The organism is Agrococcus sp. SL85 (assembly GCF_026625845.1).
GTDB lineage: Bacteria > Actinomycetota > Actinomycetes > Actinomycetales > Microbacteriaceae > Agrococcus.
On sequence record NZ_CP113066.1, the window covers coordinates 2202747 to 2224707 of the forward strand.

Annotated in this window: 21 protein-coding genes and 1 pseudogene; 19 read left to right on the forward strand and 3 right to left on the reverse strand. The window is 73.8% G+C overall.

Annotated features, from left to right (window positions below):
- The first annotated feature begins 20 nt into the window (after window positions 1-20).
- Entirely contained in the window at window positions 21-1694 is a 1674-nt protein-coding gene (locus OVA14_RS10960; RefSeq protein ID WP_267503891.1) for an MDR family MFS transporter, read from the forward strand.
- Window positions 1678-2160 carry a MarR family winged helix-turn-helix transcriptional regulator gene (locus tag OVA14_RS10965; protein WP_267503892.1) on the forward strand — a complete coding sequence of 161 codons (483 nt, stop codon included), beginning with the start codon at window positions 1678-1680 and terminating at the stop codon, window positions 2158-2160. Before OVA14_RS10960 ends, OVA14_RS10965 begins: the two co-directional genes overlap by 17 nt.
- A gap of 4 nt (window positions 2161-2164) precedes the next feature.
- On the opposite strand, the gene OVA14_RS10970 is transcribed toward OVA14_RS10965, so the two are convergent.
- Entirely contained in the window at window positions 2165-2347 is a 183-nt protein-coding gene (locus tag OVA14_RS10970) for a hypothetical protein (protein ID WP_267503893.1), read from the reverse strand.
- Between the two features lie 115 nt (window positions 2348-2462).
- On the opposite strand from OVA14_RS10970, the gene ruvA reads away from it, so the two are divergent.
- The 6 genes from ruvA (at window position 2463) to OVA14_RS11000 (ending at window position 9448) form a co-directional block, all read left to right on the forward strand.
- Complete coding sequence (gene ruvA, locus OVA14_RS10975) at window positions 2463-3059, forward strand: Holliday junction branch migration protein RuvA (RefSeq protein ID WP_267503894.1); 597 nt, start codon at window positions 2463-2465, stop codon at window positions 3057-3059.
- Complete coding sequence (gene ruvB, locus OVA14_RS10980) at window positions 3056-4069, forward strand: Holliday junction branch migration DNA helicase RuvB (protein ID WP_267503895.1); 1014 nt, start codon at window positions 3056-3058, stop codon at window positions 4067-4069. Before ruvA ends, ruvB begins: the two co-directional genes overlap by 4 nt.
- Before the next feature lie 63 nt (window positions 4070-4132).
- The gene (yajC, locus tag OVA14_RS10985) at window positions 4133-4525 is read left to right on the forward strand and encodes a preprotein translocase subunit YajC (protein ID WP_267503896.1); all 393 of its coding nucleotides are present in this window, start codon (window positions 4133-4135) and stop codon (window positions 4523-4525) included.
- Between the two features lie 3 nt (window positions 4526-4528).
- Entirely contained in the window at window positions 4529-6223 is a 1695-nt protein-coding gene (secD, locus tag OVA14_RS10990) for a protein translocase subunit SecD (RefSeq protein WP_267503897.1), read from the forward strand.
- Window positions 6220-7191: a protein translocase subunit SecF gene (secF, locus tag OVA14_RS10995; protein WP_420710661.1), complete on the forward strand. Its 972-nt coding sequence runs from the start codon at window positions 6220-6222 to the stop codon at window positions 7189-7191. The genes secD and secF overlap by 4 nt, the downstream gene beginning before the upstream one ends.
- 28 nt (window positions 7192-7219) lie before the next feature.
- Window positions 7220-9448 carry a RelA/SpoT family protein gene (locus OVA14_RS11000; protein WP_267503899.1) on the forward strand — a complete coding sequence of 743 codons (2229 nt, stop codon included), beginning with the start codon at window positions 7220-7222 and terminating at the stop codon, window positions 9446-9448.
- An 82-nt stretch (window positions 9449-9530) separates the two neighbouring features.
- On the opposite strand, the gene OVA14_RS11005 is transcribed toward OVA14_RS11000, so the two are convergent.
- Entirely contained in the window at window positions 9531-10391 is an 861-nt protein-coding gene (locus tag OVA14_RS11005) for a DUF349 domain-containing protein (protein WP_267503900.1), read from the reverse strand.
- A gap of 706 nt (window positions 10392-11097) precedes the next feature.
- Window positions 11098-11856 carry a peptidylprolyl isomerase gene (locus OVA14_RS11010; RefSeq protein ID WP_267503901.1) on the reverse strand — a complete coding sequence of 253 codons (759 nt, stop codon included), beginning with the start codon at window positions 11854-11856 and terminating at the stop codon, window positions 11098-11100.
- Between the two features lie 130 nt (window positions 11857-11986).
- Between OVA14_RS11010 and OVA14_RS11015 the strand changes: the two genes are divergently transcribed.
- The 11 genes and pseudogenes from OVA14_RS11015 (at window position 11987) to OVA14_RS11065 (ending at window position 21957) form a co-directional block, all read left to right on the forward strand.
- The gene (locus tag OVA14_RS11015) at window positions 11987-13318 is read left to right on the forward strand and encodes a replication-associated recombination protein A (RefSeq protein ID WP_267503902.1); all 1332 of its coding nucleotides are present in this window, start codon (window positions 11987-11989) and stop codon (window positions 13316-13318) included.
- A 159-nt stretch (window positions 13319-13477) separates the two neighbouring features.
- The gene (gene rpsD, locus OVA14_RS11020; RefSeq protein ID WP_267503903.1) at window positions 13478-14107 is read left to right on the forward strand and encodes a 30S ribosomal protein S4; all 630 of its coding nucleotides are present in this window, start codon (window positions 13478-13480) and stop codon (window positions 14105-14107) included.
- A gap of 110 nt (window positions 14108-14217) precedes the next feature.
- Window positions 14218-14397: a hypothetical protein gene (locus OVA14_RS11025; protein ID WP_267503904.1), complete on the forward strand. Its 180-nt coding sequence runs from the start codon at window positions 14218-14220 to the stop codon at window positions 14395-14397.
- A 77-nt stretch (window positions 14398-14474) separates the two neighbouring features.
- Entirely contained in the window at window positions 14475-17132 is a 2658-nt protein-coding gene (alaS, locus tag OVA14_RS11030) for an alanine--tRNA ligase (protein ID WP_267503905.1), read from the forward strand.
- A 14-nt stretch (window positions 17133-17146) separates the two neighbouring features.
- Entirely contained in the window at window positions 17147-17617 is a 471-nt protein-coding gene (gene ruvX / locus OVA14_RS11035) for a Holliday junction resolvase RuvX (protein WP_267503906.1), read from the forward strand.
- Window positions 17618-17619: 2 nt separating this feature from the next.
- Window positions 17620-18696, forward strand: coding sequence for an endolytic transglycosylase MltG (gene mltG / locus OVA14_RS11040; RefSeq protein ID WP_267503907.1), 1077 nt, complete (start codon window positions 17620-17622; stop codon window positions 18694-18696).
- Window positions 18696-18920, forward strand: a pseudogene (locus OVA14_RS11045) (shikimate dehydrogenase); the annotation flags it as partial. The gene mltG and the pseudogene OVA14_RS11045, both read left to right, overlap by 1 nt.
- Window positions 18921-19216: 296 nt before the next feature.
- The gene (locus OVA14_RS11050) at window positions 19217-19546 is read left to right on the forward strand and encodes a hypothetical protein (RefSeq protein WP_267505605.1); all 330 of its coding nucleotides are present in this window, start codon (window positions 19217-19219) and stop codon (window positions 19544-19546) included.
- A 9-nt stretch (window positions 19547-19555) separates the two neighbouring features.
- Window positions 19556-20185: a DUF1684 domain-containing protein gene (locus OVA14_RS11055; protein WP_267503908.1), complete on the forward strand. Its 630-nt coding sequence runs from the start codon at window positions 19556-19558 to the stop codon at window positions 20183-20185.
- A gap of 60 nt (window positions 20186-20245) precedes the next feature.
- Entirely contained in the window at window positions 20246-21430 is a 1185-nt protein-coding gene (gene aroC / locus OVA14_RS11060; protein WP_267505577.1) for a chorismate synthase, read from the forward strand.
- A complete protein-coding gene (locus OVA14_RS11065; RefSeq protein WP_267503909.1) occupies window positions 21427-21957 on the forward strand; it encodes a shikimate kinase in 531 nt (176 codons plus the stop codon). Before aroC ends, OVA14_RS11065 begins: the two co-directional genes overlap by 4 nt.
- The last annotated feature ends 4 nt before the right edge of the window (window positions 21958-21961 follow it).

A 21961-nucleotide genomic window follows, 5' to 3' on the forward strand; every position in this document is an offset into this window, starting at 1 on the left:
CCTTCTGCTCAGGGAGTCCCATGTCCACCGTCGCCGCCGCCCCGCGCCGCGTGCTCGCACCCCTGTCGGGCCTGCTGCTCGGCATGTTCGTCTCGATGATCGCCTCGACGGTGGTCTCGACCTCGCTGCCCGTCATCGTCCACGACCTGGGCGGCGACCAGGGCGTCTTCACCTGGGTCGTGACGGCCACGCTGCTCACGACCGCCATCTCCACCCCGATCTGGGGCAAGCTCGCCGATCTCGTCGACCGCAAGCGGCTCTACCAGATCGCGCTCGTCGTCTTCGTGCTCGCGACCGCGGCCGCCGGCTTCGCGCAGGACCCGGGCTCCCTCATCGCCTTCCGAGCCGTGCAGGGCCTCGGCGCGGGCGGGCTCGCCGCGCTCAGCCAGGTGCTCATGGCCGACATCATCAGCCCGCGCGAGCGCGGCCGCTACATGGGCCTGTTCGGCGCCGTGATGGCGGTCGCGACCGTGGGTGGGCCGCTGCTCGGCGGCGTGATCACCGACTCCATCGGCTGGCGCTGGAACTTCTTCGTCTCGCTGCCGATCGCCGTCGCCGCGCTGCTGCTCGTGCAGCGCACCGTGCCGCGCGGCACGCCGAGCACCCGCAGGCCCCGCATCGACGTCGTCGGCATCGTGCTGCTCTCGACGGCCGTCTCGCTGCTGCTCGTGTGGATCACGAGCGCCGGCAGCGCCTTCCCCTGGTGGGGCACCGAGACCGCGCTCATGGTGGGCGGCGCGGTGCTCGCCGCGGTGCTCTTCGTGATCGTCGAGCTGCGCGCCTCCGAGCCGCTCGTGCCGCTGACGCTCTTCCGCGACCGCACCTTCTCGCTCTCGGTCGTCGCCTCGATCGCGACGGGCATCGCGATGTTCGGCGCCTCGGTCTTCCTCGGGCAGTACATGCAGATGGCCCGCGGGGCGACCCCCACGGAGGCCGGACTCATGACGATCCCCATGATCGCGGGCCTGCTGCTCTCGTCGGTCGGGGTCGGCGCGCTCATCACGCGCTTCGGCGTGTGGAAGCCCTACCTCGTGCTCGGCGGCATCCTCCTGACGGCGGGCGCCGCGCTGCTCTCGACCATCCGCTACGACACCGACTTCGTGCTCGTCTCGCTCTTCATGGCGATGCTCGGCGCTGGCGTCGGCATGACGATGCAGAACCTCGTGCTCATCGTGCAGAACTCGGCGCGGCCCGAGGAGATCGGCGTCGCGAGCGCGGGCGTCACGTTCTTCCGCAGCCTCGGCGGCACGGTCGGCGTCTCGCTCATGGGCGCCGCGCTCGCCACCCGCGTCACCGACCTCTTCGCCGGCGCGCAGGACCGCATCGTCGCCGCGCTCGCCGAGCTCGGCCCCGACGGCGCGCAGTGGGCCGCGACGCTGCAGAGCGGCACGCTGCCGCAGGTCTCGACGCTGCCGGAGGGGCTCCGCGTCATCGTCGAGGACATCTACGCGCAGGGCATCTCGAGCGCGTTCCTCATCGCCGTGCCGTTCGCGGTCGTCAGCGTCATCGCGATCCTGCTGCTGCCGGACGCGCCGCTCAGCGGCATGACGACGAGCGAGCGCCGCGATGCGGCCGAGGCCGACCTCGCGACCGTCGCCGTGCCGCAGGGCATGGCGGGCCTCACGGCGACGGGGTCCGTCCGCGTCGTCGACGGCGGCGCGCCTACGATGGAGGACCGTGACCGAGACGAGTGACGCAGCAGCGCCCGCGCCCGACGCCGACCGCCACGCAGCGGTCCAGGCGGTCGAGGACGAGCTCTCGAGCCTCATCGGGAGCGTCCGCCGGGTGCTCGCCGAGCACGCCGAGCGCGTCAGCCCCGGCATGCTGCCGGGCGTCTACAAGGTGCTCACGACCATCGCGCGGCACGAGGGGATCACGCTCTCGGCGCTCGCCGAGTCGCTCATGGCCGACAAGGGCCAGATGAGCCGCGCGGTGCGCGAGCTCGAGGGCCTGGGACTCGTCGAGCGCGCCGCCGATCCCCGTGACCGGCGCTCGAGCGCGCTGCGGGCCACGGCGGTCGGCCAGGAGCGCCTCGCGGCCGCGCGCGCGCCGCGGGAGCGCGCCCTCGTCGCCGCGCTCGAGGACTGGGCGCTCGAGGACGTGCAGGCGCTCGCGCGGCTGCTCCGCGCGCTCGCCACGGGCACGACGCCCGGGGCGTGAGTCGTCAGCCGCGCGTGCGGTTGCCGCGGTAGCCGTACTCGATCGGCAGCGCGATCGAGGCCATGATCATGACGAAGCCGACCATGAACAGCACCGCCTCCATGCCCACGGCCTGGAAGGCGTAGCCGGTGACCACGAAGCCGCCGACCATGAGGACCATCGAGACCAGGAAGACGATGAAGGGCATGCGTGGCTCCGGAGGATTCGGGTGCGGGGGACCGGGATCGAACCTACCAGTCCAGGGCCGCGCGCCCGCGGCGCGGCAGCGCGCCGGGCACCGCGCGGCGGCCTAGGCTTCCAGGGTGATCGCGAGGCTCGACGGAACCGTGCTGTCCGCCGCCGGCGGGCGGCTCGTCGTGGGCGTCGGCGGGGTCGGGCTCTCGGTGGCCGTGACGCCGCAGTGCTCGCTCGCCGCCCGCGAGGGGCAGCGGATCGCGCTCCGCACCGCGCTCGTCGTGCGCGAGGACGAGCTCTCGCTCTACGGCTTCGAGACCGACGCGGAGCTCGAGGCCTTCGACCTGCTGCGCGGGGTCTCCGGCGTGGGCCCCAAGTCGGCGCTCGGCGTGCTCGCGCACCTCGCACCCGACGCGCTCGCGCGCGCCGTCGAGGGCGCCGACGAGCGCGCGTTCAAGGCCGTGAGCGGCATCGGGCCGAAGACGGCCAAGCTCATCATCCTGCAGCTCACCGGCAAGGTGCACGCGGCGGCCGTCGTGCCCACGGCCGCGGCGCCCGACGCCCGGGCCGACGTGCTCGTCGCGCTCACCGGCCTCGGCTGGCCCGAGCGCTCCTCGGTCGAGGCGATCGACCGCGCGGTCGCGGTCGCGCCGGAGGCCGCCGCGAGCACGGGCACGCTGCTGCGCGCGGCCCTCGCCATCCTCGGCCCTGGCGGCCGCGCATGACCGATCCCGTCGTCGACCCCGTCGCCGGCTCCGACGAGCTCGCCTTCGAGGGGGCCCTGCGCCCCACCTCGCTCGCCGAGTTCGTCGGCCAGCCGAAGGTGCGGGGGCAGCTCGAGGTGCTGCTGCGCGCCGCGGCGCTCCAGGACCGCGCGCCCGACCACATCCTCCTCGCGGGCCCCCCGGGGCTCGGCAAGACCACGCTCGCGATGATCATCGGCGCCGAGACGGGCCGGCCCATCCGCTTCTCCTCCGGCCCGGCGATCCAGCACGCGGGCGACCTCGCGGCCGTGCTCTCGGCGCTCGTGCCGGGCGAGGTCCTCTTCATCGACGAGATCCACCGCATGGCGCGCTCGGCGGAGGAGATGCTCTACCTCGCGATGGAGGACTTCAAGATCGACATCATGGTCGGCAAGGGCGCGGGCGCGGCATCGATCCCGCTCGAGCTCGCGCCGTTCACGCTCGTGGGCGCGACGACGCGCTCCGGCATGCTGCCCGCGCCGCTCCGCGACCGCTTCGGCTTCACCGCGCACCTCGAGCACTACGACGTCGCCGACCTCGAGCGCGTGCTCGGGCGCTCCGCGAGCCTCATGGGGCTCGCGATCGAGCCCGCCGCGCTCGCGGAGCTCGCGGGGCGCTCCCGCGGCACGCCGCGCATCGCCAACCGGCTGCTGCGCCGCGTGCGCGACTGGCTCCTGGTGCACGAGGGCTCGACCGACCTGGACGGCGTGCGCGCGGCGCTCGAGCTCTACGACGTCGACGCGGCGGGCCTCGACCGCATCGACCGGGCCGTGCTCCACGCCATCGCGCATCGCTTCGCGGGCGGCCCCGTGGGGCTGTCGACCCTCGCAGCGGCCGTGGGGGAGGAGGCCGACACGATCGAGTCGGTCGTCGAGCCCTTCCTCGTGCGCGAGGGGCTCATCGGGCGCACGCCGCGCGGCCGCGTCGCGACCCCCGCGGGCCTCCGCCACGCGGGCGCGACCTCCTCGGAGGCGACGCTCGACGGGGTATGATGGGCCCTTGCGTCGTGCGCGCTGCCGCGCCGACGGACCGGACTCGAGAGGCTCCCTCCCACCATGCTGTTCACGCAGACGACCGCCAACGCCCAGTCGGGCGCGTTCCCGATCGACCCGCTGACGCTCATCATGCTCGTCGTGCTCGCGGCGATGATCTTCTTCATGTTCCGCTCGAACAAGAAGCGCAAGGAGCAGCAGGCGCAGCTCCAGGACAAGATGGTGCCCGGCGCCGAGGTCATGACGAACTTCGGCCTCTTCGGCGAGCTCGTGTCGATCGACGAGGAGAAGAACGAGGCCTTCGTCGAGATCGCCCCCGGCACGATCGTCCGCGTGCACCGTCAGGTGCTCGCCCGCGTCGTCGAGGACGAGCCGGTCGACGAGGCCGAGGAGGCGGCGGCCGCCGACGCCCCCGACGCCGGCGAGCAGCCCGGCGAGCCGCGCGACCGCGCCTGATCCGTGGCGAAGGCTCGCACCCGGGGCGCCCGCGCCCTCATCTGGCTCGTCGTCCTCTTCGCAGGCCTCGCGGCCGCCAACTTCGGCGCCGTGCAGTCCGGCGGCGGTCAGTGGACGCCGAAGCTCGCCCTCGACCTCGAGGGCGGCACGCAGCTCGTGCTCGCGCCGCAGCTCGCCGACGGCGCCTCGGTCAGCCAGGAGCAGCTCGACCAGGCCGTCGCGATCATCCGCCAGCGCGTCGACGCGTCCGGCGTCTCCGAGGCCGAGATCACGACGCAGGGCGGCCAGAACATCGTCGTCGCCATCCCGGGCGAGCCCGACGCCGCGACGATGCAGCGCATCCAGGCGAGCGCGAAGATGGAGTTCCGCCCCGTGCTGGCCTCCGCCGCCGCGAACGCGCCCGGCACGACGCCGACCCCCTCGCCGTCGGAGGAGGCGCCCGCGGAGGGCGCGGAGCCCGGTGCCGACACCCCCGCGTGGGATGGCTCGTGGATCACGCCCGAGCGCCAGGCGGCGTTCGACGCGTTCCAGTGCGCCGACGTCGACACGACGGTGCAGGCTCCCGCGGACGAGCCCTTCATCACGTGCTCGACCGACGGCAGCGCGCGCTTCCTGCTCGGTCCGGTGGCCGTCGAGGGCGCCGACATCGCCGACGCCCAGGTCTCGGCCGCCACGAACTCGCAGGGCCAGGCCACCGGCGGCTGGGCGGTCAACCTCGAGCTGAGCGGCGAGGGCCCCGCGAACTTCGAGGCCGTCACCCGCGCCATCACGGGCCAGCCCGAGCCGACCGACCAGTTCGCCGTCGTGCTCGACTCCACCGTGCTCATGCCGATCACGTCGAACGCCGTCATCACCGACGGCAACGCGCAGATCACGGGCGGCTTCGACCAGGCGAGCGCCCGCTCGCTCGCCGACCAGCTGCGCTTCGGCGCGCTCCCCGTGGGCTTCGTCGTGCAGTCGAACGAGACGATCTCCGCGACCCTCGGCGAGAGCCAGCTGCAGGCCGGCCTCCTCGCGGGCCTCATCGGCCTCGTGCTCGTCGTCGGGTACTCGATCTTCCAGTACCGCGCGCTCGGCCTCGTGGTGGTCGGCTCGCTCGCGATCGCCGCGGGCCTGACCTACCTCGTCGTGACCTTCCTGTCGAGCACCGAGGGCTACCGCCTCTCGCTCGCGGGCATCGCGGGCCTCGTGATCGCGATCGGCATCACCGCCGACTCGTTCATCGTCTACTTCGAGCGCATCCGCGACGAGCTGCGCGAGGGCAAGCACCTCACGAGCGCCCTCGAGACGGGCTGGAAGCGCGCCTTCCGCACGATCCTCGTGTCGGACGCGGTGAGCTTCCTCGCCGCGGTGATCCTGTTCCTGCTCTCGGTCGGCAACGTGCGCGGCTTCGCGTTCACGCTCGGCATCACGACGTTCATCGACATCGTGGTCGTCGCGCTCTTCACGCACCCGCTGCTGCGCATCCTCGCCCGCACGCGGTTCTTCTCCGAGGGGCACCCGTTGTCGGGCCTCGACCCGAAGGCGCTCGGCGCCGTGTACCGCGGCCGCGCGAGCTTCCGCGCGCCGGTCGTGGAGGGCAAGGGGAAGACCTCGTCGCGCGAGGCCGCGCGCCGCCAGACGATCGCCGAGCGCAAGGCCGCCGAGGACGCCGTGGTCGGCGCCCGCGGCTCGGCCTCGCAGGGCAAGGAGTCCTGATGTCCCTCACCACCTTCGGCAACTCGCTCTACACGGGCGAGCGCTCCGTCCCGGTCATCCCGAAGCGGCGCCTCTGGTTCTCGATCGCGATCGGCGTGCTGCTCGTGCTCGCGCTCGGCACCGTCGTGCGCGGCGGCTTCGTCTTCGGCATCGAGTTCACCGGCGGCAGCGAGTTCCGCGTCACCGGCGTCTCCGACACCTCCGACGGCCCCGCGGTCGACGCCGTCGCCGCGGTCGTGCCCGAGGCCGACGCACGCGCGACGGGCCTCGGCCCGGATGCGCTGCGCGTGCAGACCGACGAGGTGACCGACGAGCAGGCCGGCGAGATCCGCGCCGCGCTCGCCGACGCCTACGGCGTCGACGTCGGCTCGGTCGCGTTCTCGTTCATCGGCCCCTCGTGGGGCGCCGACGTCACGAGTCAGGCGCTCCGCGCGCTCGTCGTGTTCCTCGTGCTCGTCTCGATCGTCATGGCCGTCTACTTCCGCACCTGGAAGATGGCGGTCGCGGCCCTCGCCTCGCTCGCCTTCGACATGCTCGTCACCGCGGGCGTCTACGGCGTCGTCGGCTTCGAGGTGACGCCGGCGGCCGTGATCGGCTTCCTCACGATCCTCGGCTACTCGCTGTACGACACCGTGGTGGTGTTCGACAAGGTGCGCGAGAACACGGCGCCGGGGTCCTCCGGCACGTTCCTCGACAACATCAACCTCGCCGTCAACCAGACGCTCGTGCGCTCGATCAACACCTCCGTCGTGGCCGTGCTGCCGATCGCGTCGATCCTCTTCATCGGCGCGGTGCTGCTGGGTGCCGGCACGCTCCGCGACATCGCGCTCGCGCTCTTCATCGGCACGATCGTCGGCACCTGGTCGTCGATCTTCGTCGCCGCGCCCGTCTACGCGGCGCTGCGCAAGAACGACGAGATCAAGGCGGAGTCGACGCTGCCGAAGCGCGAGCGGGGCGCGGTCGTCTGAGCGGTCGCGGCAGGGGAGCGGAGGCGCCATGAGCGATGCCCAGACCACCTCGGGCGGCTTCCGCACGCTCCTGCCGTTCCTGTTCTCCCGGTCGCACCGCGCGGGCGCGGTCGACGAGCTCATCCGCACCGTCCGCACGCAGCACCCGAAGGCCGACACGGGCCTCATCCAGCGGGCGTACATCGTCGCGGAGGAGGCCCACCGCGGGCAGTACCGGAAGTCGGGCGAGCCCTACATCACGCACCCCGTCGCGGTCGCGCAGATCCTCGCCGACCTCGGCATCGGCGCCATCACGGTCGCCGCGGCGCTCTTGCACGACACCGTCGAGGACACGAGCTACACGCTCGAGCAGTGCCGCGCGGACTTCGGCGACGAGATCGCGATGCTCGTCGACGGCGTCACCAAGCTCGACAAGCTGAAGTACGGCCAGAGCGCGCAGGCCGAGACCGTCCGCAAGATGGTCGTCGCGATGTCGAAGGACATCCGCGTGCTCGTCATCAAGCTCGCCGACCGCCTGCACAACGCGCGCACCTGGGGCTTCGTCTCCGGCGAGTCTGCGGAGCGCAAGGCACGCGAGACGCTCGAGATCTATGCGCCGCTCGCGCACCGCCTCGGCATCCAGACCATCAAGGTCGAGCTCGAGGACCTCTCGTTCGCGGTGCTGCAGCCCAAGGTCTACCTCGAGATCAAGAACCTCGTCGAGGCGCGCTCGCCCGAGCGCGAGCGCTACCTCGAGGAGGTCGTCGCGGCGCTGCGCGACGACATGAAGGCCTCGAAGATCCGCGGCCGCATCGCGGGCAGGCCGAAGCAGTACTACTCGATCTACACGAAGATGCAGGTCCGGGGCCACGACTTCGGCGACATCTACGACCTCGTGGGCGTGCGCGTCATCGTGCCCTCGGTGCGCGACTGCTACGCGGTGCTCGGCGCGATCCACGCCCGCTGGGTGCCGATGCCCGGGCGCCTCAAGGACTACATCGCCACCCCGAAGTTCAACCTGTACCAGTCGCTGCACACGACGGTCATCGGCCCGCGCGGGCACCACGTCGAGATCCAGATCCGCACCGAGGAGATGCACCGCCGCGCAGAGTACGGCGTCGCGGCGCACTGGAAGTACAAGCAGGGCGGCGGCCAGATGTCGTCGACCGACATGGCGTGGCTGCAGCACATCAACGACTGGCAGCAGGAGACCGAGGACCCGGGCGAGTTCCTCGAGTCGCTGCGCTTCGAGATCGGGGCGAAGGAGCTCTACGTCTTCACGCCCAAGGGCAAGGTCGTCGGCCTCCCCGCCGGCGCGACCCCCGTCGACTTCGCCTACGCGGTGCACACCGAGGTCGGGCACCGCACCATGGGCGCGAAGGTCAACGGCCGACTTGTGCCGCTCGACACCCGGCTCTCGACGGGCGACATCGTCGAGGTGCTCACGTCGAAGAACCCCGACTCGGGTCCCAGCCAGGACTGGCAGGGCTTCGTCACCTCGCAGCGCGCGAAGAGCAAGATCCGCCAGTGGTTCCAGCGCGAGCGCCGCGACGAGGCCGTCGAGGTGGGCAAGGAGGCGATCGCGAAGGCGATGCGCCGGCATGACCTGCCGCTGCAGAAGCTCATGGGCCGCGAGGCCTTCGCGCAGGTCGCGTCGCAGCTGAAGTACGACGACGTCACCGCGCTGTACGCGGCGGTCGGCGAGGGCCACGTCTCGACGCAGTCGGTGCTCGAGAAGGTCGTGGCGGCGATCCGCGCCGAGGAGGCGCCCGACGACGCGCCCGAGCCCGTGCTGCCGCCGACGCGCGCTCCCCGCGCGACGCACGCTGCCTCCGGCGTGCTCGTGCGCGGCGCCGACGACATCCTCGTGAAGCTCTCGAAGTGCTGCACGCCCGTGCCGGGCGACGACATCGTCGGCTTCGTCACGCGCGGGCAGGGCGTGAGCGTGCACCAGCGCTCGTGCCCCAACGTGCAGGGCCTGCTGGCGGAGCCCGAGCGCATGATCGAGGTGGCGTGGGCGCCGACCTCGAAGGGCCTGTTCCTCGTGAACATCCAGGTCGAGGCGCTCGACCGCTCCGGCCTGCTCTCGGACGTCACGCGCTCGCTCAGCGAGCACCACGTGAACATCCTCTCGGCGAGCGTGCACACGGGCACCGACCGCCTCGCGATCAGCCGCTTCGTCTTCGAGATGGGCGACGTCACGCACCTCGAGAACGTGCTGAACGCCGTGCGCCGCATCGACGGCGTCTACGACGTCTATCGCATCACCACCGGCTGAGCCGGGCGGCGGCGCGACGACGGACGGCGGGCAGGACCCTCGAGGATCCTGCCCGCCGTCCGCGGTCGTCGGGCGTCGGGCGTCAGCCGGCGGCGGCGACGACCTCGAGCCAGGAGCGCTTCGTGGCGAGCTCGGCCTCGAGCTCGGCCTTGTGCTTGGCGTCCTTCGTCTCGGCGATCTGCGCCTCGAGCTGCTCGATCGCCTCCTCCAGCTGCCCTGCGAGGCCCGCCGAGCGCGCCTTGCGCTCGGGGTTCGTCGACTGCCAGTGCTTGTCGTCGAGCTCGCGCACGTGCGACTCGACCTTGCGCATGCCGTCCTCGACCTCGCGGAGCGCCTCGCGCGGCACGCGGCCGATCTCGTCCCACCGGCGCTGGATGCCCGTGAGCGCGTTGCGCGCGGCCTGGCGGTCGGTGAGCTGCAGGATGGGCGCGGCCTCCTCGAGCAGCGCGCGCTTGGCGACGAGGTTCGCGGCGTACTCCTCGTTCTCGACGGCCGACTGCTCGGCCTTCGCCTGGAAGAGGACGTCGCCCGCCTCCTTGAACTGCGCCCACAGCGCGTCGTCGACCTTGCGGCCCGCGCGGCCGGCGGCCTTCCACTGGTCGAGCAGGCTGCGGTAGGCGGGGATGCCGTCGGAGCCCTTCGGCGCGAGCGCCTGCGCCTGCTCGACGAGCGCCTGCTTGCGGGCCCGGACGTCCTTGTGCGAGGCGTCGAGGTCGGCGAAGAAGCGGCGGCGCGCCGTCTCGAGGGTGGAGCGCGCGTCGCGGAATCGCTTCCAGAGGGCGTCGGCCTGGCCCTTGGGCAGGCGCGGGCCGTCCTTCTGCAGGCGCTGCCAGTCCGCGAAGAGCACGTCGACCTGCTGCATGGTCTGCTTCCACTGCACGTGCTCGAGGTCGCGCGCGGCGAGCTGCTCGATCGACTCGACGACCTGCGTGCGCTCCGCCACCGCGGCGTCGAGCTCGGCGCGCGTCGCGGCCTGCTGCTCGGCCTCGAGGCTGGCCGAGCGAGCCCTTGAGGGCGTCGAGGCGCGTCAGGAGCGCGGGGATGTCGCCCACGGCGTGCGCCTCGGCGACGGTCGGGTGGAGGTGCGAGGCGGCCTTCGCCACGTCGCGCGCGTTGGCGCCGCCGCGCACGCGCTGCTCGAGCAGGCGCACCTGGCCCTCGAGCTCGGCGTACTTGCGCTCGAAGTAGGCGAGCGCCTCCTCGGGGGTCGCGTCGGGGAACTGCCCGACCTGGCGCCAGCCCTCGCCCTCGCGGACGTGGACGGTGCCCTGGGCGTCGACGCGACCGAGGCCGCGCTCGATGACGGCCTCGCCGGGCTCGGCAGCGGCGGGCGACTCGGCGGCGGGGGTCTCCGCGACCTCCGGGGCCTGGTCGTCCGTGGCCTCCTCGGCGGCGGGCTGCTCGGCCGCGGCCTCGTCGGGGACAGGGGCCTCGTCTGCGGTCTCCGGCGAGGCGTGCGCCTCGGAGACGGGCGCGGGCGACTCGTCGGTCGCGGCGGCCTCGGGGGCTGCCGCGGCCTCCTGCTCGACGGGTGCCTCGGGCACGGCCGTCTCGTCGGCGGCGGGGTCGTGGGGCTGGGTGGCGTCAGGCATGGGGAGCCTCTCAGGCGAGGGGGATGGGCAGGACGAGCCTAGTACGCGCGGGGCGCGCTACTGCAGGACCACGTCGTCGATGGTCACGGGCTCGGCGGGCGCGCCGTCGGGCGCGTCGTTGACCGTGCCCTTGCTGATGACGTCGTCGATGAGCTGGTCGAGGCCCGAGGTCACCTGGCCGACGACGGAGTAGCCGCCCGCGGCGTCCGAGGGGATGGTGGTGTCGCCGTAGACGATGAAGAACTGGTGGCCGTTCGACTCGGCGTCGCCGCCCGCGCGCGCCATGGCGATCGTGCCCGCCGGGTAGACGTCATCCTCGGGCGCGTTCTCGATCGGACCGTACTGGTAGCTGGGGTCGCCGGCGCCGGTGCCGTCGACCGAGCCGCACTGGAGCACCGAGAAGCCCTCGGAGGTCGTGAGGCGGTGGCACGTGCGCCCGGCGTAGAAGCCGGTCTGGGCGTCGTTGACGACGGCGGAGACCGCCTGCGGGGCCGCGGCGCCGTCGAGCTCGATGGCGAGCTCGACCCCGTCGATCGTCATCGTGCCCGTCCACGTGCGGCCCTCGGCGAGGGAGGGGTCGGGCACCGTCGACTCGGCGGCGGGGGCGCTCGTCGAGGGCGCCGGGGTCTCGGTCGCCGCGGCGTCGACGGGTCCCTGGCGATCCCAGACGAGGGCCGCGCCGCCGACGAGCACGACGAGGGCGACCGCTGCGCCGACGATCGAGTCGCGCACCTGCCGGCGCTGCCGGCGCTCGTGCACGGCCTGGCGCGCCTTGTAGTCGCGCACGCGGCGCTGCTGCTCCTGCTTCGTGACCACGGATGCTCCCTCGTCGTCCGCGCGCTCGTCGCGCGGATGCGCCGTCCAGGCTAGCGGGTGGGCGCCCGCTGCCCGGCGGCGGCGCGGGCCGCGCCGGAGCCGCGTGGGCGGCCGCGCCTACGATGGAGGCATGGTGATGGGGGCGACTGCGCCGCTCGCGGTGCGCATGCGCCCGACGAGCCTCGACGAGGTCGTCGGCCAGCAGCACCTCCTGCGCCCGGGCTCCCCGCTGCGCCGGCTCGCCGCGCCGAGCGAGGGCTCCACCACGGCGGGCCAGAGCGTCATCCTCTGGGGCCCGCCCGGCACCGGCAAGACGACGCTCGCGCAGTCGATCGCGCACTCCTCCGACCGCCGCTTCGTCGAGCTGAGCGCCGTCACCGCCGGCGTCAAGGACGTGCGGCAGGTGATGGAGGACTCGCTGAACCAGCGCGACCTCTTCGGCCGCTCCACCGTGCTCTTCCTCGACGAGATCCACCGCTTCACGAAGGCGCAGCAGGACGCGCTGCTGCCGGGCGTCGAGCAGGGCTGGGTCACGCTCATCGCGGCCACGACCGAGAACCCGTCGTTCTCGGTCATCTCGCCGCTGCTGTCGCGCTCGCTGCTGCTGACGCTGCAGCTGCTCGAGGACGACGACATCGTCGCCCTCCTCGATCGCGCGATCGCCGACCCGCGCGGCTTCGACGCCCGCATCGCCCTCGACGATGAGGCGCGGAGCCAGCTCGTGCGGCTCTCGTCGGGCGACGCGCGCCGGGCCCTCACGGCCCTCGAGGCCGCGGGCGCCCACGCGCTCGAGGCCGCGGGCACCCCGGAGGACGACGACCCGCCGGCGCTCGTCACCGCCGAGGCCGTCGCCTCCGCCGTCGACCGCGCGCTCCTGCGCTACGACCGCCAGGGCGACGAGCACTACGACGTCATCTCCGCGTTCATCAAGTCGGTGCGCGGCTCCGACCCCGACGGCGCCCTCCACTGGCTCGCGCGGATGATCGAGGCGGGGGAGGACCCGCGCTTCATCGCCCGCCGCATCATCGTCTCGGCCTCCGAGGACATCGGCATGGCCGACCCGCAGGCGCTCGTCATCGCCACGGCCGCCGCGACGGCGGTGCAGATGATCGGGATGCCCGAGGGCCGCATCCCGCTCGCCGAGGCCGTCGTCTACCTCGCGACGGCGCCGAAGTCGAACCGCTCCTACCGCGGCATCGACGCCGCGCTCGCCGACGTGCGCTCCGGCGACATCGGCCGCGTGCCCGTGCACCTGCGCGACGCGCACTACCCGGGCGCCAAGCGCCTCGGCCACGGCAAGGGCTACCGGTACGCGCACGACGAGCCCTCGGGCGTCGCGCCGCAGCAGCACCTGCCCGACCCGCTCGTCGGCCGCCGCTACTACGAGCCGGGCCAGCACGGCTACGAGCGCGACGTGGCGGCGCGCCTCGAGCGCATCCGGAAGATCCTCGCGGGCGGCTGACGCGCCGCGGGCGGGCTGGGCCGGAGCGCGGCTCCTCTGCTAGTCTGGTCGCTGGTCCGCAGGGCGCCCCGCGCCCATCCCTGGACCCGCACCCCTCCTTAGGTCCCGGCACTCGGCCGGGACAGCCGCTCGCGCGGCAGCGACTCAGCGAAGGAAGTCATGTCCACGAAGTCCCGTACCCGTTCCAAGACGCGCCTCTCGCGCGCCCTCGGCGTCGCCCTGACGCCCAAGGCCGCGCGCTACCTCGAGAAGCGCCCCTACGGCCCCGGCCAGCACGGCCGCACCAAGCGCAAGGCCGACAGCGACTACGCCGTCCGCCTCCGCGAGAAGCAGCGCCTGCGCGCCCAGTACGGCATCCGCGAGGCGCAGCTGCGCAACACCTTCAACGAGGCGCGCCGCCAGGCGGGCCTGACGGGTGAGAACCTCGTCGAGCTGCTCGAGATGCGCCTCGACGCGCTCGTCCTGCGCGCCGGCTTCGCCCGCACCACGGCGCAGGCGCGCCAGATGGTCGTGCACCGCCACATCATGGTCGACGGCCAGCGCGTCGACCGCCCGTCGTTCCGCGTGAAGCCGGGCCAGCTCATCCACGTGCACGAGCGCAGCGAGGGCATGGAGCCGTTCCAGGTCGCCGCCGCCGGCGGCCACGCCGGCGTGCTGCCGCCCGTCCCGGCCTACCTCGACGTCACGCTCGACCGCCTGCAGGCGCGCCTCGTGCGCCGCCCGATGCGCGCCGAGGTGCCCGTCGTCGCCGACGTCCAGCTCGTCGTCGAGTACTACGCCGCCCGCTGATCCAGCGCGCAGGAGAGGGGTCGCCGGAAGGCGGCCCCTCTCGTCGTTAGACTGTCGGAACCCGTGCCGACCCGGTACGGGCCCGAAGCGTGACACGAGGAGATCCCGCCGTGAAGAAGCTCCTGTTCCTGGCCATCGGCGTCGTGGTCGGCGTCCTCGCCGCCCGCAAGCTCGAGGAGACCGAGAAGGGCAAGCGGTTCTTCGACACCGTCGACTCGCGCGCCCGCGAGTTCTCCGACGCCGTCAAGGACGGCTACCAGGCCCGCGACCGCGAGCTGCGAGGCGAGTAGACACACCCGATCCGGATCCGGGCGCTCGACGCGCGGCTCCGTCAGGCCCGCGAGGGCTGGAGAGACAGACCCACCGAATGCAGACCGCAGAGATCCACAGCCGCTTCCTGTCGTACTTCGAGCGTCGCGACCACGAGATCGTGCCCTCGGCATCGCTCGTGAGCGACGACCCGGCGATCATGTTCACGATCGCCGGCATGGTGCCGTTCATCCCGTACCTCTCGGGCCGCGTGCCCGCGCCGTGGCCCCGCGCCGCCGACGTGCAGAAGTGCATCCGGACGAACGACATCGAGGAGGTCGGCCGCACGCCGCGCCACGGCACGTTCTTCCAGATGGCCGGCAACTGGTCGTTCGGCGACTACTTCAAGCGCGAGGCCATCGGCTACGCGTGGGAGCTGCTCACGGGGTCCGAGGCCGACGGCAACTACGGCTTCGACCCCTCGCGCCTGTGGGTCACGGTCTACCTCACCGACGACGAGGCCGAGCGCCTCTGGCTCGAGCACACCGACATCCCCGCCGAGCGCATCCAGCGCCTCGGCCTCGAGGACAACTACTGGATGACGGGCCAGCCGGGCCCCGCGGGTCCCGACTCCGAGATCTTCTACGACCTCGGCCCCGAGCACGGCCCCGACGGCGGGCCCGCCACGGGCAGCGACCGCTACGTCGAGATCTGGAACCTCGTCTTCATGCAGGACGAGATCGCCGACGTGCGCTCGAAGACCGAGTTCACGATCGTCGGCGAGCTGCCGAACAAGAACATCGACACCGGCATGGGGCTCGAGCGGATCGCCTTCCTCAAGCAGGGCGTGCAGAACATGTACGAGATCGACCAGGTGCGCCCCGTGCTCGACCTGGCCGCCGAGCTCTCGGGCCGTCGCTACGGCGCCGAGCACGAGGACGACGTGCGCATGCGCGTCGTCGCCGACCACGTGCGCTCCTCGCTCATGCTCATGGGCGATGGCGTCACGCCCGGCAACGACGGCCGCGGCTACATCCTGCGCCGCCTCATGCGCCGCTCGATCCGCTCGATGCGCCTGCTGGGCGTGCACGAGGCGACCTTCCCCACCCTCTTCCGCGCGAGCCACGACGCGATGGTCTCGGCCTACCCCGAGCTCGGCGAGGCGTTCCCGCGCATCGAGCGCATGGCGATCGCCGAGGAGGAGACCTTCCTCAAGACCCTCGAGTCGGGCTCGACCGTGCTCGACCTCGCGATCGGCGAGGTGCGGAAGGACGCCGGCAAGGTCGTGCCCGGCAAGACGGCGTTCCTGCTGCACGACACGTACGGCTTCCCGATCGACCTGACCATGGAGATCGCCGAGGAGGCGGGCCTCGAGGTCGACCGCCCCACCTTCGAGACGCTCATGAGCGAGCAGCGCTCGCGCGCGAAGGCCGACGCCAAGGCGCGCCGCCGCCAGCTCGCCGACCTCTCGGTCTACAGCGACCTGCGCGCCAAGGGCGAGACCGCGTTCCTCGGCTACGAGGAGCTCGAGGCCGACGGCGAGGTCATCGGCATCGTCGCCGACGGTGCGCAGGTCGCCTCGGCGACCGCGGGCCAGGAGGTCGAGGTCGTCCTCACCGCCACCGCGCTCTACGCCGAGGCGGGCGGCCAGGACAGCGACCAGGGCCTGCTCATCGGCTCGGGCTTCGAGGCGGAGGTGCTCGACGTGCAGCGCGTCGTGCCCGGCCTCGTGAGCCACACCGTGCGCATCACCTCGGGCGAGCTCGCCGTGGGCGACGTCGCGCGCTCGGTCGTCGATCCCGTCTACCGCCGCTCGGCGAACCAGGCGCACTCCGCGACGCACCTCGTGCACGCGGCGCTGCGCCAGCTGCTGGGCTCGGACGCGCACCAGTCCGGCTCCTACAACAAGGCCGGCTACATGCGCCTCGACTTCTCGTGGTCGAGCGCGCTGTCGAGCGACATGCGCGCCGAGCTCGAGGGCATCGCCAACACCGCGATCCGCGACGACCTGCCGGTCGAGACGCGCGTCCTGCCGATCGACGAGGCGAAGGCGCTCGGCGCCATGGCGCTCTTCGGCGAGAAGTACGGCGACCGCGTCCGCATGGTCGACATCGGCGGCCCCTGGTCGCGCGAGCTCTGCGGCGGCACCCACGTGGGCTCCTCGAGCCAGGTGGGCCTCATCTCGATCACGAGCGAGTCGAGCGTCGGCTCGACGAACCGTCGCGTCGAGGCGGCCGTCGGCCCCGACGCCTTCCGCCAGCTGGTCGCCGAGCGCACGCTCGTGGGCGAGCTGACCTCGATGCTGAGGACGCCGCGCGAGCAGCTGCCCGGCCGCATCCAGGAGCTCGTCACGAGCCTGAAGCGCGCCGAGAAGCAGATCGCCGACTTCCAGTCGCAGCAGCTCGCGGGCCGCGTGCAGCCGCTCGTCGACTCGGCCGAGCACGTGGGCGCCGTGCGCCTCGTCGCGACCGACCTCGGCGCGGTGGGCTCGCAGGACGACCTGCGCTCGCTCGCGGGGCAGGTGCGCGAGCGCCTCGGCGCCGACGCGGCCGTGGTCGCGATCGGCGGCACGGTCGACGGGCGCCCCGCGGTGGTCGTGGCCACGAACCAGGCGGCGCGCGACGCCGGCGTGCAGGCGGGCCCGCTCGCGAAGGCGGCCGCGGGTGCGCTCGGCGGCGGCGGCGGCGGCAAGCCCGACATGGCGCAGGGCGGCGGCCAGGACGCCGCTGCGATGCCTGCCGCGCTCGTCGCGGTGCGCGAGGGGCTCCGCCGCTGAGCGCGGCGACGACGATGCGACGGGGCGCGCGACTCGGCGTCGACGTGGGCAGGGCCCGCGTCGGCGTCGCCCGCTCGGACCGCGATGGCCTCCTGGCCGTGCCGGTCGAGACCATCCAGCGCGCCTCCGTCGACGTCGTCGCGCGCCTCGTCGCGCTGGCGGAGGAGCACGAGGCCATCGAGGCCGTCGTGGGCCTGCCCGTCTCGCTCTCCGGCGGCGACACCCCGAGCACGCAGGACGCGCGCGACATCGCCGCGCTCCTCGCCGGGCGCATGGACGTGCGCCTCGTCGACGAGCGGCTCTCGACCGTGACGGCCTCGGCGGGCATGCGCGCCGCCGGCAGGTCGGCCAAGCAGCAGCGCAGCGCGATCGACCAGGCGGCCGCGGTCGTCATCCTGCAGCACGCGCTCGACAGCGAGCGCACGGCCGGGCGCGCGCCCGGCGAGCTCCTGACCCGCGGCGACGGCGCCGCCCGAGAGGACTGATCATGGCTGGACGACGCGCGAGGGAGCGGAAGGCCCGCACCCGCCGCAGGATCATCGGCTGGAGCATCGCCCTCGTGGTCGTCGCCGCGATCGCGATCGGCGCGGCGTGGGCGCTGCCGCGCGTGCTCGACCGCTTCAGCGGCCCGGAGGACTACGCGGGCCCGGGCTCCGGCGAGGTCATCGTGCAGGTGCAGTCGGGCCAGAACGGCTCCGACGTCGCCGCGACGCTCGTCGAGCAGGACGTCATCGCGAGCGCCGAGGCGTTCACCGACATCCTCGTCGCCGACCCCTCGATCCAGCTGCACCCGGGCGCCTACCGCCTCGCGCAGCAGATGTCGGCGCAGGGCGCGCTCGACGCGATCCTCGACCCCGCGAACCGCGCCGAGCTCCGCGTCACGGTGCCCGAGGGCTACGTGCTGCGCCAGGTCTTCGAGCGCCTGGAGCGCGACCTCGGCATCCCGCAGGCGGACTTCACGCAGGCGGCGGGGGATCTCACGCAGTTCGACCTGCCCGCCGATGCGCTGAGCCTCGAGGGCTGGCTCTTCCCCGCCACGTACACGTTCGACGACGGCGTCACGGCCGTGCAGGTGCTGCAGGCGATGATCGCGAGGCAGCAGCAGGCGCTCGACGCCGCGGGCGTCGCCGTCGAGGACCGGCAGCGGGTGCTGACCTTCGCCTCGCTCGTGCAGCGCGAGGCGCGCCTGCCCGACGACTTCGGCCGCGTGGCCCGCGTGTTCCAGAACCGCCTCGACATCGGCATGCGGCTGCAGTCGGACGCGACCGTGGCGTACGGCACCGGCAACCTGCACGTCGTCACGACGACGCGCGAGGAGCGCGAGGACACGACGAACCCTTACAACACCTACGCGAACGACGGGCTCCCCGTCGGGCCGATCGGTGCGCCGGGCGACACCGCGATCCAGGCCGCGCTCGAGCCGACGCCCGGGGACTGGCTCTACTTCGTCACCGTGAACCCGGAGACGGGCGAGACGGTGTTCTCGGCGACCTACGAGGCGCACAACGTCGCGGTGGCGCAGTTCCAGCAGTGGCTGCGCGACAACCCGGGCTGGGGCGGCTGATGGCGGCGGGCGGCGCCGAGGGCGCGGCCCGCCTGGCCGTCGTGGGCTCGCCGATCGCGCACTCGAAGTCGCCCGCGATCCAGGCGGCCGCCGCCGAGGCGCTGGGCCTCGACTGGATGTACGGCCGCGCCGAGGTGCCGACCGGGGGCCTCGCATCCTTCGTCGCTGGGCTCGACGGCAGCTGGCGCGGCCTCTCGGTGACGGCACCGCTCAAGGAGGAGGCTGCGGCCCTCGCCGCGAGCCTCGACGATCGCGCGCGAGCGACGGGCGGGGCGAACACGCTGCTGCTGGGCGACCGGATCAGGGGCTGGAACACCGACGTGGGCGGCATCGTGCACGCCTTCCGCGAGGCTGGTGCGCCGGCGGCCGCCACCGGCGCGATCGTCGGCGCAGGCGCCACGGCGCTCTCGGCGCTCGTCGCGCTCGCCGAGGCTCGGCGCGCACGAGGTCGTCGTGGCCCTCCGCACGCCCGCGAAGGGCGCTCGCCTCGCGGCACTCGGCGACGAGCCTCGGCGTCGCCGTGCGGCTGCAGCCGCTCGACGAGCCGCTGCCCGCGGTCGACGCAGCCGTCTCGACGCTGCCCGCGGCCGCGCCTGCTGTCCCGGCCTTCGTCGCGCCGCCCTCGCGCCTGCTCGACGCCGACTACGCCCGTGCGGGAGGCTCGCGCTACGCGACGGCGCTCCCCGCGGGCGCGCTCGTCGACGGGCTCGCGATGCTGCTGGGCCAGGCGGTGCTGCAGGCGCGGATCTTCGCCACCGGCGAGGTCGAGGCGCCGCTGCCGGACGAGGCGGGCGTCCTCGCCGCCATGCGCGCCGCCCTCGACCGGCGGGCGCGCGACGGCGGGGCGTAGCCTGCCCGCATGACCGTCGACGCCGCGCGGACCGCGCTCGCGACCGCCGACTGGCGGCGCCGCACCTTCGCGCTCTACGAGGAGGTCCGCGCCGTCGCGGATCCGCGCGAGGCGCACGAGCGATGGCGCGAGGGCCGCGACGCCCTCATGGCGCGGCACCCCGCCTCGCCGCTGCTGGAGGACGACCGGGCCGGGTTCGCGGGGCTCGCGGTCGCCGCCTACGACCCGCGCTGGCGCTTCGAGCTGCCGATCCTCGCGGCCGAGCCCGCGCGGTTCGAGTTCGCCACGGGCACCGACGGGCTCGTGCCGTTCGAGCGCATCGGCAGGCTCGAGGTCCCCGCCGTCGGCTCGCTCGACGTCTGGCGGCTCGCCTCCTACGGCGGCGGCATCTTCGTGCCCCTGCGGGACGGCCTCGCCGGCGCCCCGGGCGGCACCTACGGCGGCGGGCGCTACCTGCTCGACACCGTCAAGGGCGCCCACCTGGGCGGCGACCGCGAGCGCGGCACCCTCGTCGTCGACCTCAACTTCGCCTACAACCCCTCCTGCGCCTACGACCCGGCCTGGGCGTGCCCGCTCGCGCCCGCGGGCAACGTCGTCGCGGCCGAGGTGCCGGTGGGGGAGCTGCACGCCGGCGCGTAGCCGCGCGCTGCGTCCGCTCGCGTGCGCGGCAGGTCGCGCGCGCCTGGCAGGATGGAGACCATGCTGCGCTGGCTCACCGCCGGGGAATCCCACGGCCCCGAACTCATCGCCGTCCTCGAGGGGATGCCCGCCGGGGTCCCCATCACGGCGGAGGACATCCAGGCCGACCTCCAGCGCCGCAAGCTCGGCGCCGGCCGCGGCGCGCGCATGAAGTTCGAACAGGATGCCCTCAGCCTCTCCGGCGGCATCCGCCACGGCCGCACGCAGGGCGGGCCCATCGCCATCCGCGTCGGCAACACCGAGTGGCCGAAGTGGATGGAGGTCATGAGCGCCGCGCCGCTCGAGGCCGAGCCCACGGGCGCCCGTGCCGCGAAGCTCACGCGCCCGCGCCCCGGCCACGCCGACCTCGTGGGCATGCAGAAGCACGGCTTCGACGAGGCGCGGCCCGTGCTCGAGCGCGCGAGCGCCCGCGAGACCGCCGCGCGCGTCGCGCTCGGCGCGGTCGCCCGCGCCTTCCTGGCCGAGCTCGGCATCCGCCTCGTCGCGCACACCCTCTCGATCGGACCCGTGCGCGTGCCGGACGGCGCGCCGCTGCCGACGCCCGACGACGTCGACCGGCTCGACGCCGACGAGCTGCGCTGCGCCGACCCGGCGACGAGCGCCGCGATGCTCGCCGAGGTCGAGGACGCCAAGCGCTCGGGCGACACGCTCGGCGGCATCGTCGAGGTGCTCGCCTACGGGCTCCCGCCGGGGCTCGGCTCCTACGTGCACTGGGACCGCCGCCTCGACGGCCGCCTCGCGCAGGCGCTCATGGGCATCCAGGCCATCAAGGGCGTCGAGGTCGGCGACGGCTTCGAGACGACCCGCCGTCGCGGCTCCGTCGCGCACGACGAGCTGCTCGTCGGCGACGACGGCGTGCACCGCGAGACGGGCCGCGCCGGCGGCATCGAGGGCGGCATGACCACGGGCGACGTGCTGCGCGTGCGCGCGGGCATGAAGCCCATCGCGACCGTGCCCCGCGCGCTCCGCACCGTCGACGTCGCCACGGGCGAGGCCGCGCAGGCCCATCACCAGCGCAGCGACGTGTGCGCGGTGCCCGCTTCGGGCGTCGTCGCGGAGGCGATGGTCGCGCTCGTGCTCGCGGACGCCGTCGTCGAGAAGTTCGGCGGCGACTCCGTCGCCGAGACCCGCCGCAACCTCGAGGGCTATCTCGCCGCCATCCCCGCGCGCCTCCGCACGACGTGAGCGCGCTCCCGGGCGACGAGGCGAGCACCGTGCCGCCCGTCGCGCTCATCGGCCCGATGGCTGCCGGCAAGTCGTCGCTCGGCCGCAAGCTCGCCTCGCGGCTCGGCCGCACGTTCGCCGACACCGACCGGCTCGTCGTGCTCGAGCACGGCCCGATCCCCGAGCTCTTCGCCGCCGAGGGGGAGGCGGCGTTCCGCCGCTACGAGGCGGCGGCCGCGCGCCGCGCGCTCGTGCCGGGCGCCGTCGTCGCGCTCGGCGGCGGCGCGGTGCTCGACGAGGGCACCCGCGCGCTGCTCGCGCAGGCGACCGTCGTGCTCGTGACCGTCGACGAGCGGGCCGCCGAGCGTCGCCTCTCCGGCGGCGGTCGGCCGCTCGTCGCCGACGGCATCGCCTCGTGGCGCCGCATCGCCGCGGAGCGCGAGCCCCTTTACCGCTCGCTCGCCGACACCGCCGTCGACAGCTCGCGCACGCCCATGGCCCAGCTCGTCTCGACGCTCGAGGCCTGGCTGCGGGAGCGCGAGCGATGACCGC

Excerpts from the sequence above, each read along its gene's own strand:
- yajC (WP_267503896.1), top strand. The coding sequence starts at position 4,133 with ATGCTGTTCACGCAGACGACCGCCAACGCCCAGTCGGGCGCGTTCCCG.
- alaS (WP_267503905.1), top strand. The coding sequence starts at position 14,475 with ATGCAGACCGCAGAGATCCACAGCCGCTTCCTGTCGTACTTCGAGCGT.
- mltG (WP_267503907.1), top strand. The coding sequence starts at position 17,620 with ATGGCTGGACGACGCGCGAGGGAGCGGAAGGCCCGCACCCGCCGCAGG.
- OVA14_RS11000 (WP_267503899.1), top strand. The coding sequence starts at position 7,220 with ATGAGCGATGCCCAGACCACCTCGGGCGGCTTCCGCACGCTCCTGCCG.
- ruvX (WP_267503906.1), top strand. The coding sequence starts at position 17,147 with ATGCGACGGGGCGCGCGACTCGGCGTCGACGTGGGCAGGGCCCGCGTC.
- rpsD (WP_267503903.1), top strand. The coding sequence starts at position 13,478 with ATGTCCACGAAGTCCCGTACCCGTTCCAAGACGCGCCTCTCGCGCGCC.
- OVA14_RS10970 (WP_267503893.1), bottom strand. The coding sequence starts at position 2,347 with ATGCCCTTCATCGTCTTCCTGGTCTCGATGGTCCTCATGGTCGGCGGC.
- ruvB (WP_267503895.1), top strand. The coding sequence starts at position 3,056 with ATGACCGATCCCGTCGTCGACCCCGTCGCCGGCTCCGACGAGCTCGCC.
- aroC (WP_267505577.1), top strand. The coding sequence starts at position 20,246 with ATGCTGCGCTGGCTCACCGCCGGGGAATCCCACGGCCCCGAACTCATC.
- OVA14_RS10960 (WP_267503891.1), top strand. The coding sequence starts at position 21 with ATGTCCACCGTCGCCGCCGCCCCGCGCCGCGTGCTCGCACCCCTGTCG.
- OVA14_RS11055 (WP_267503908.1), top strand. The coding sequence starts at position 19,556 with ATGACCGTCGACGCCGCGCGGACCGCGCTCGCGACCGCCGACTGGCGG.
- OVA14_RS11015 (WP_267503902.1), top strand. The coding sequence starts at position 11,987 with ATGGTGATGGGGGCGACTGCGCCGCTCGCGGTGCGCATGCGCCCGACG.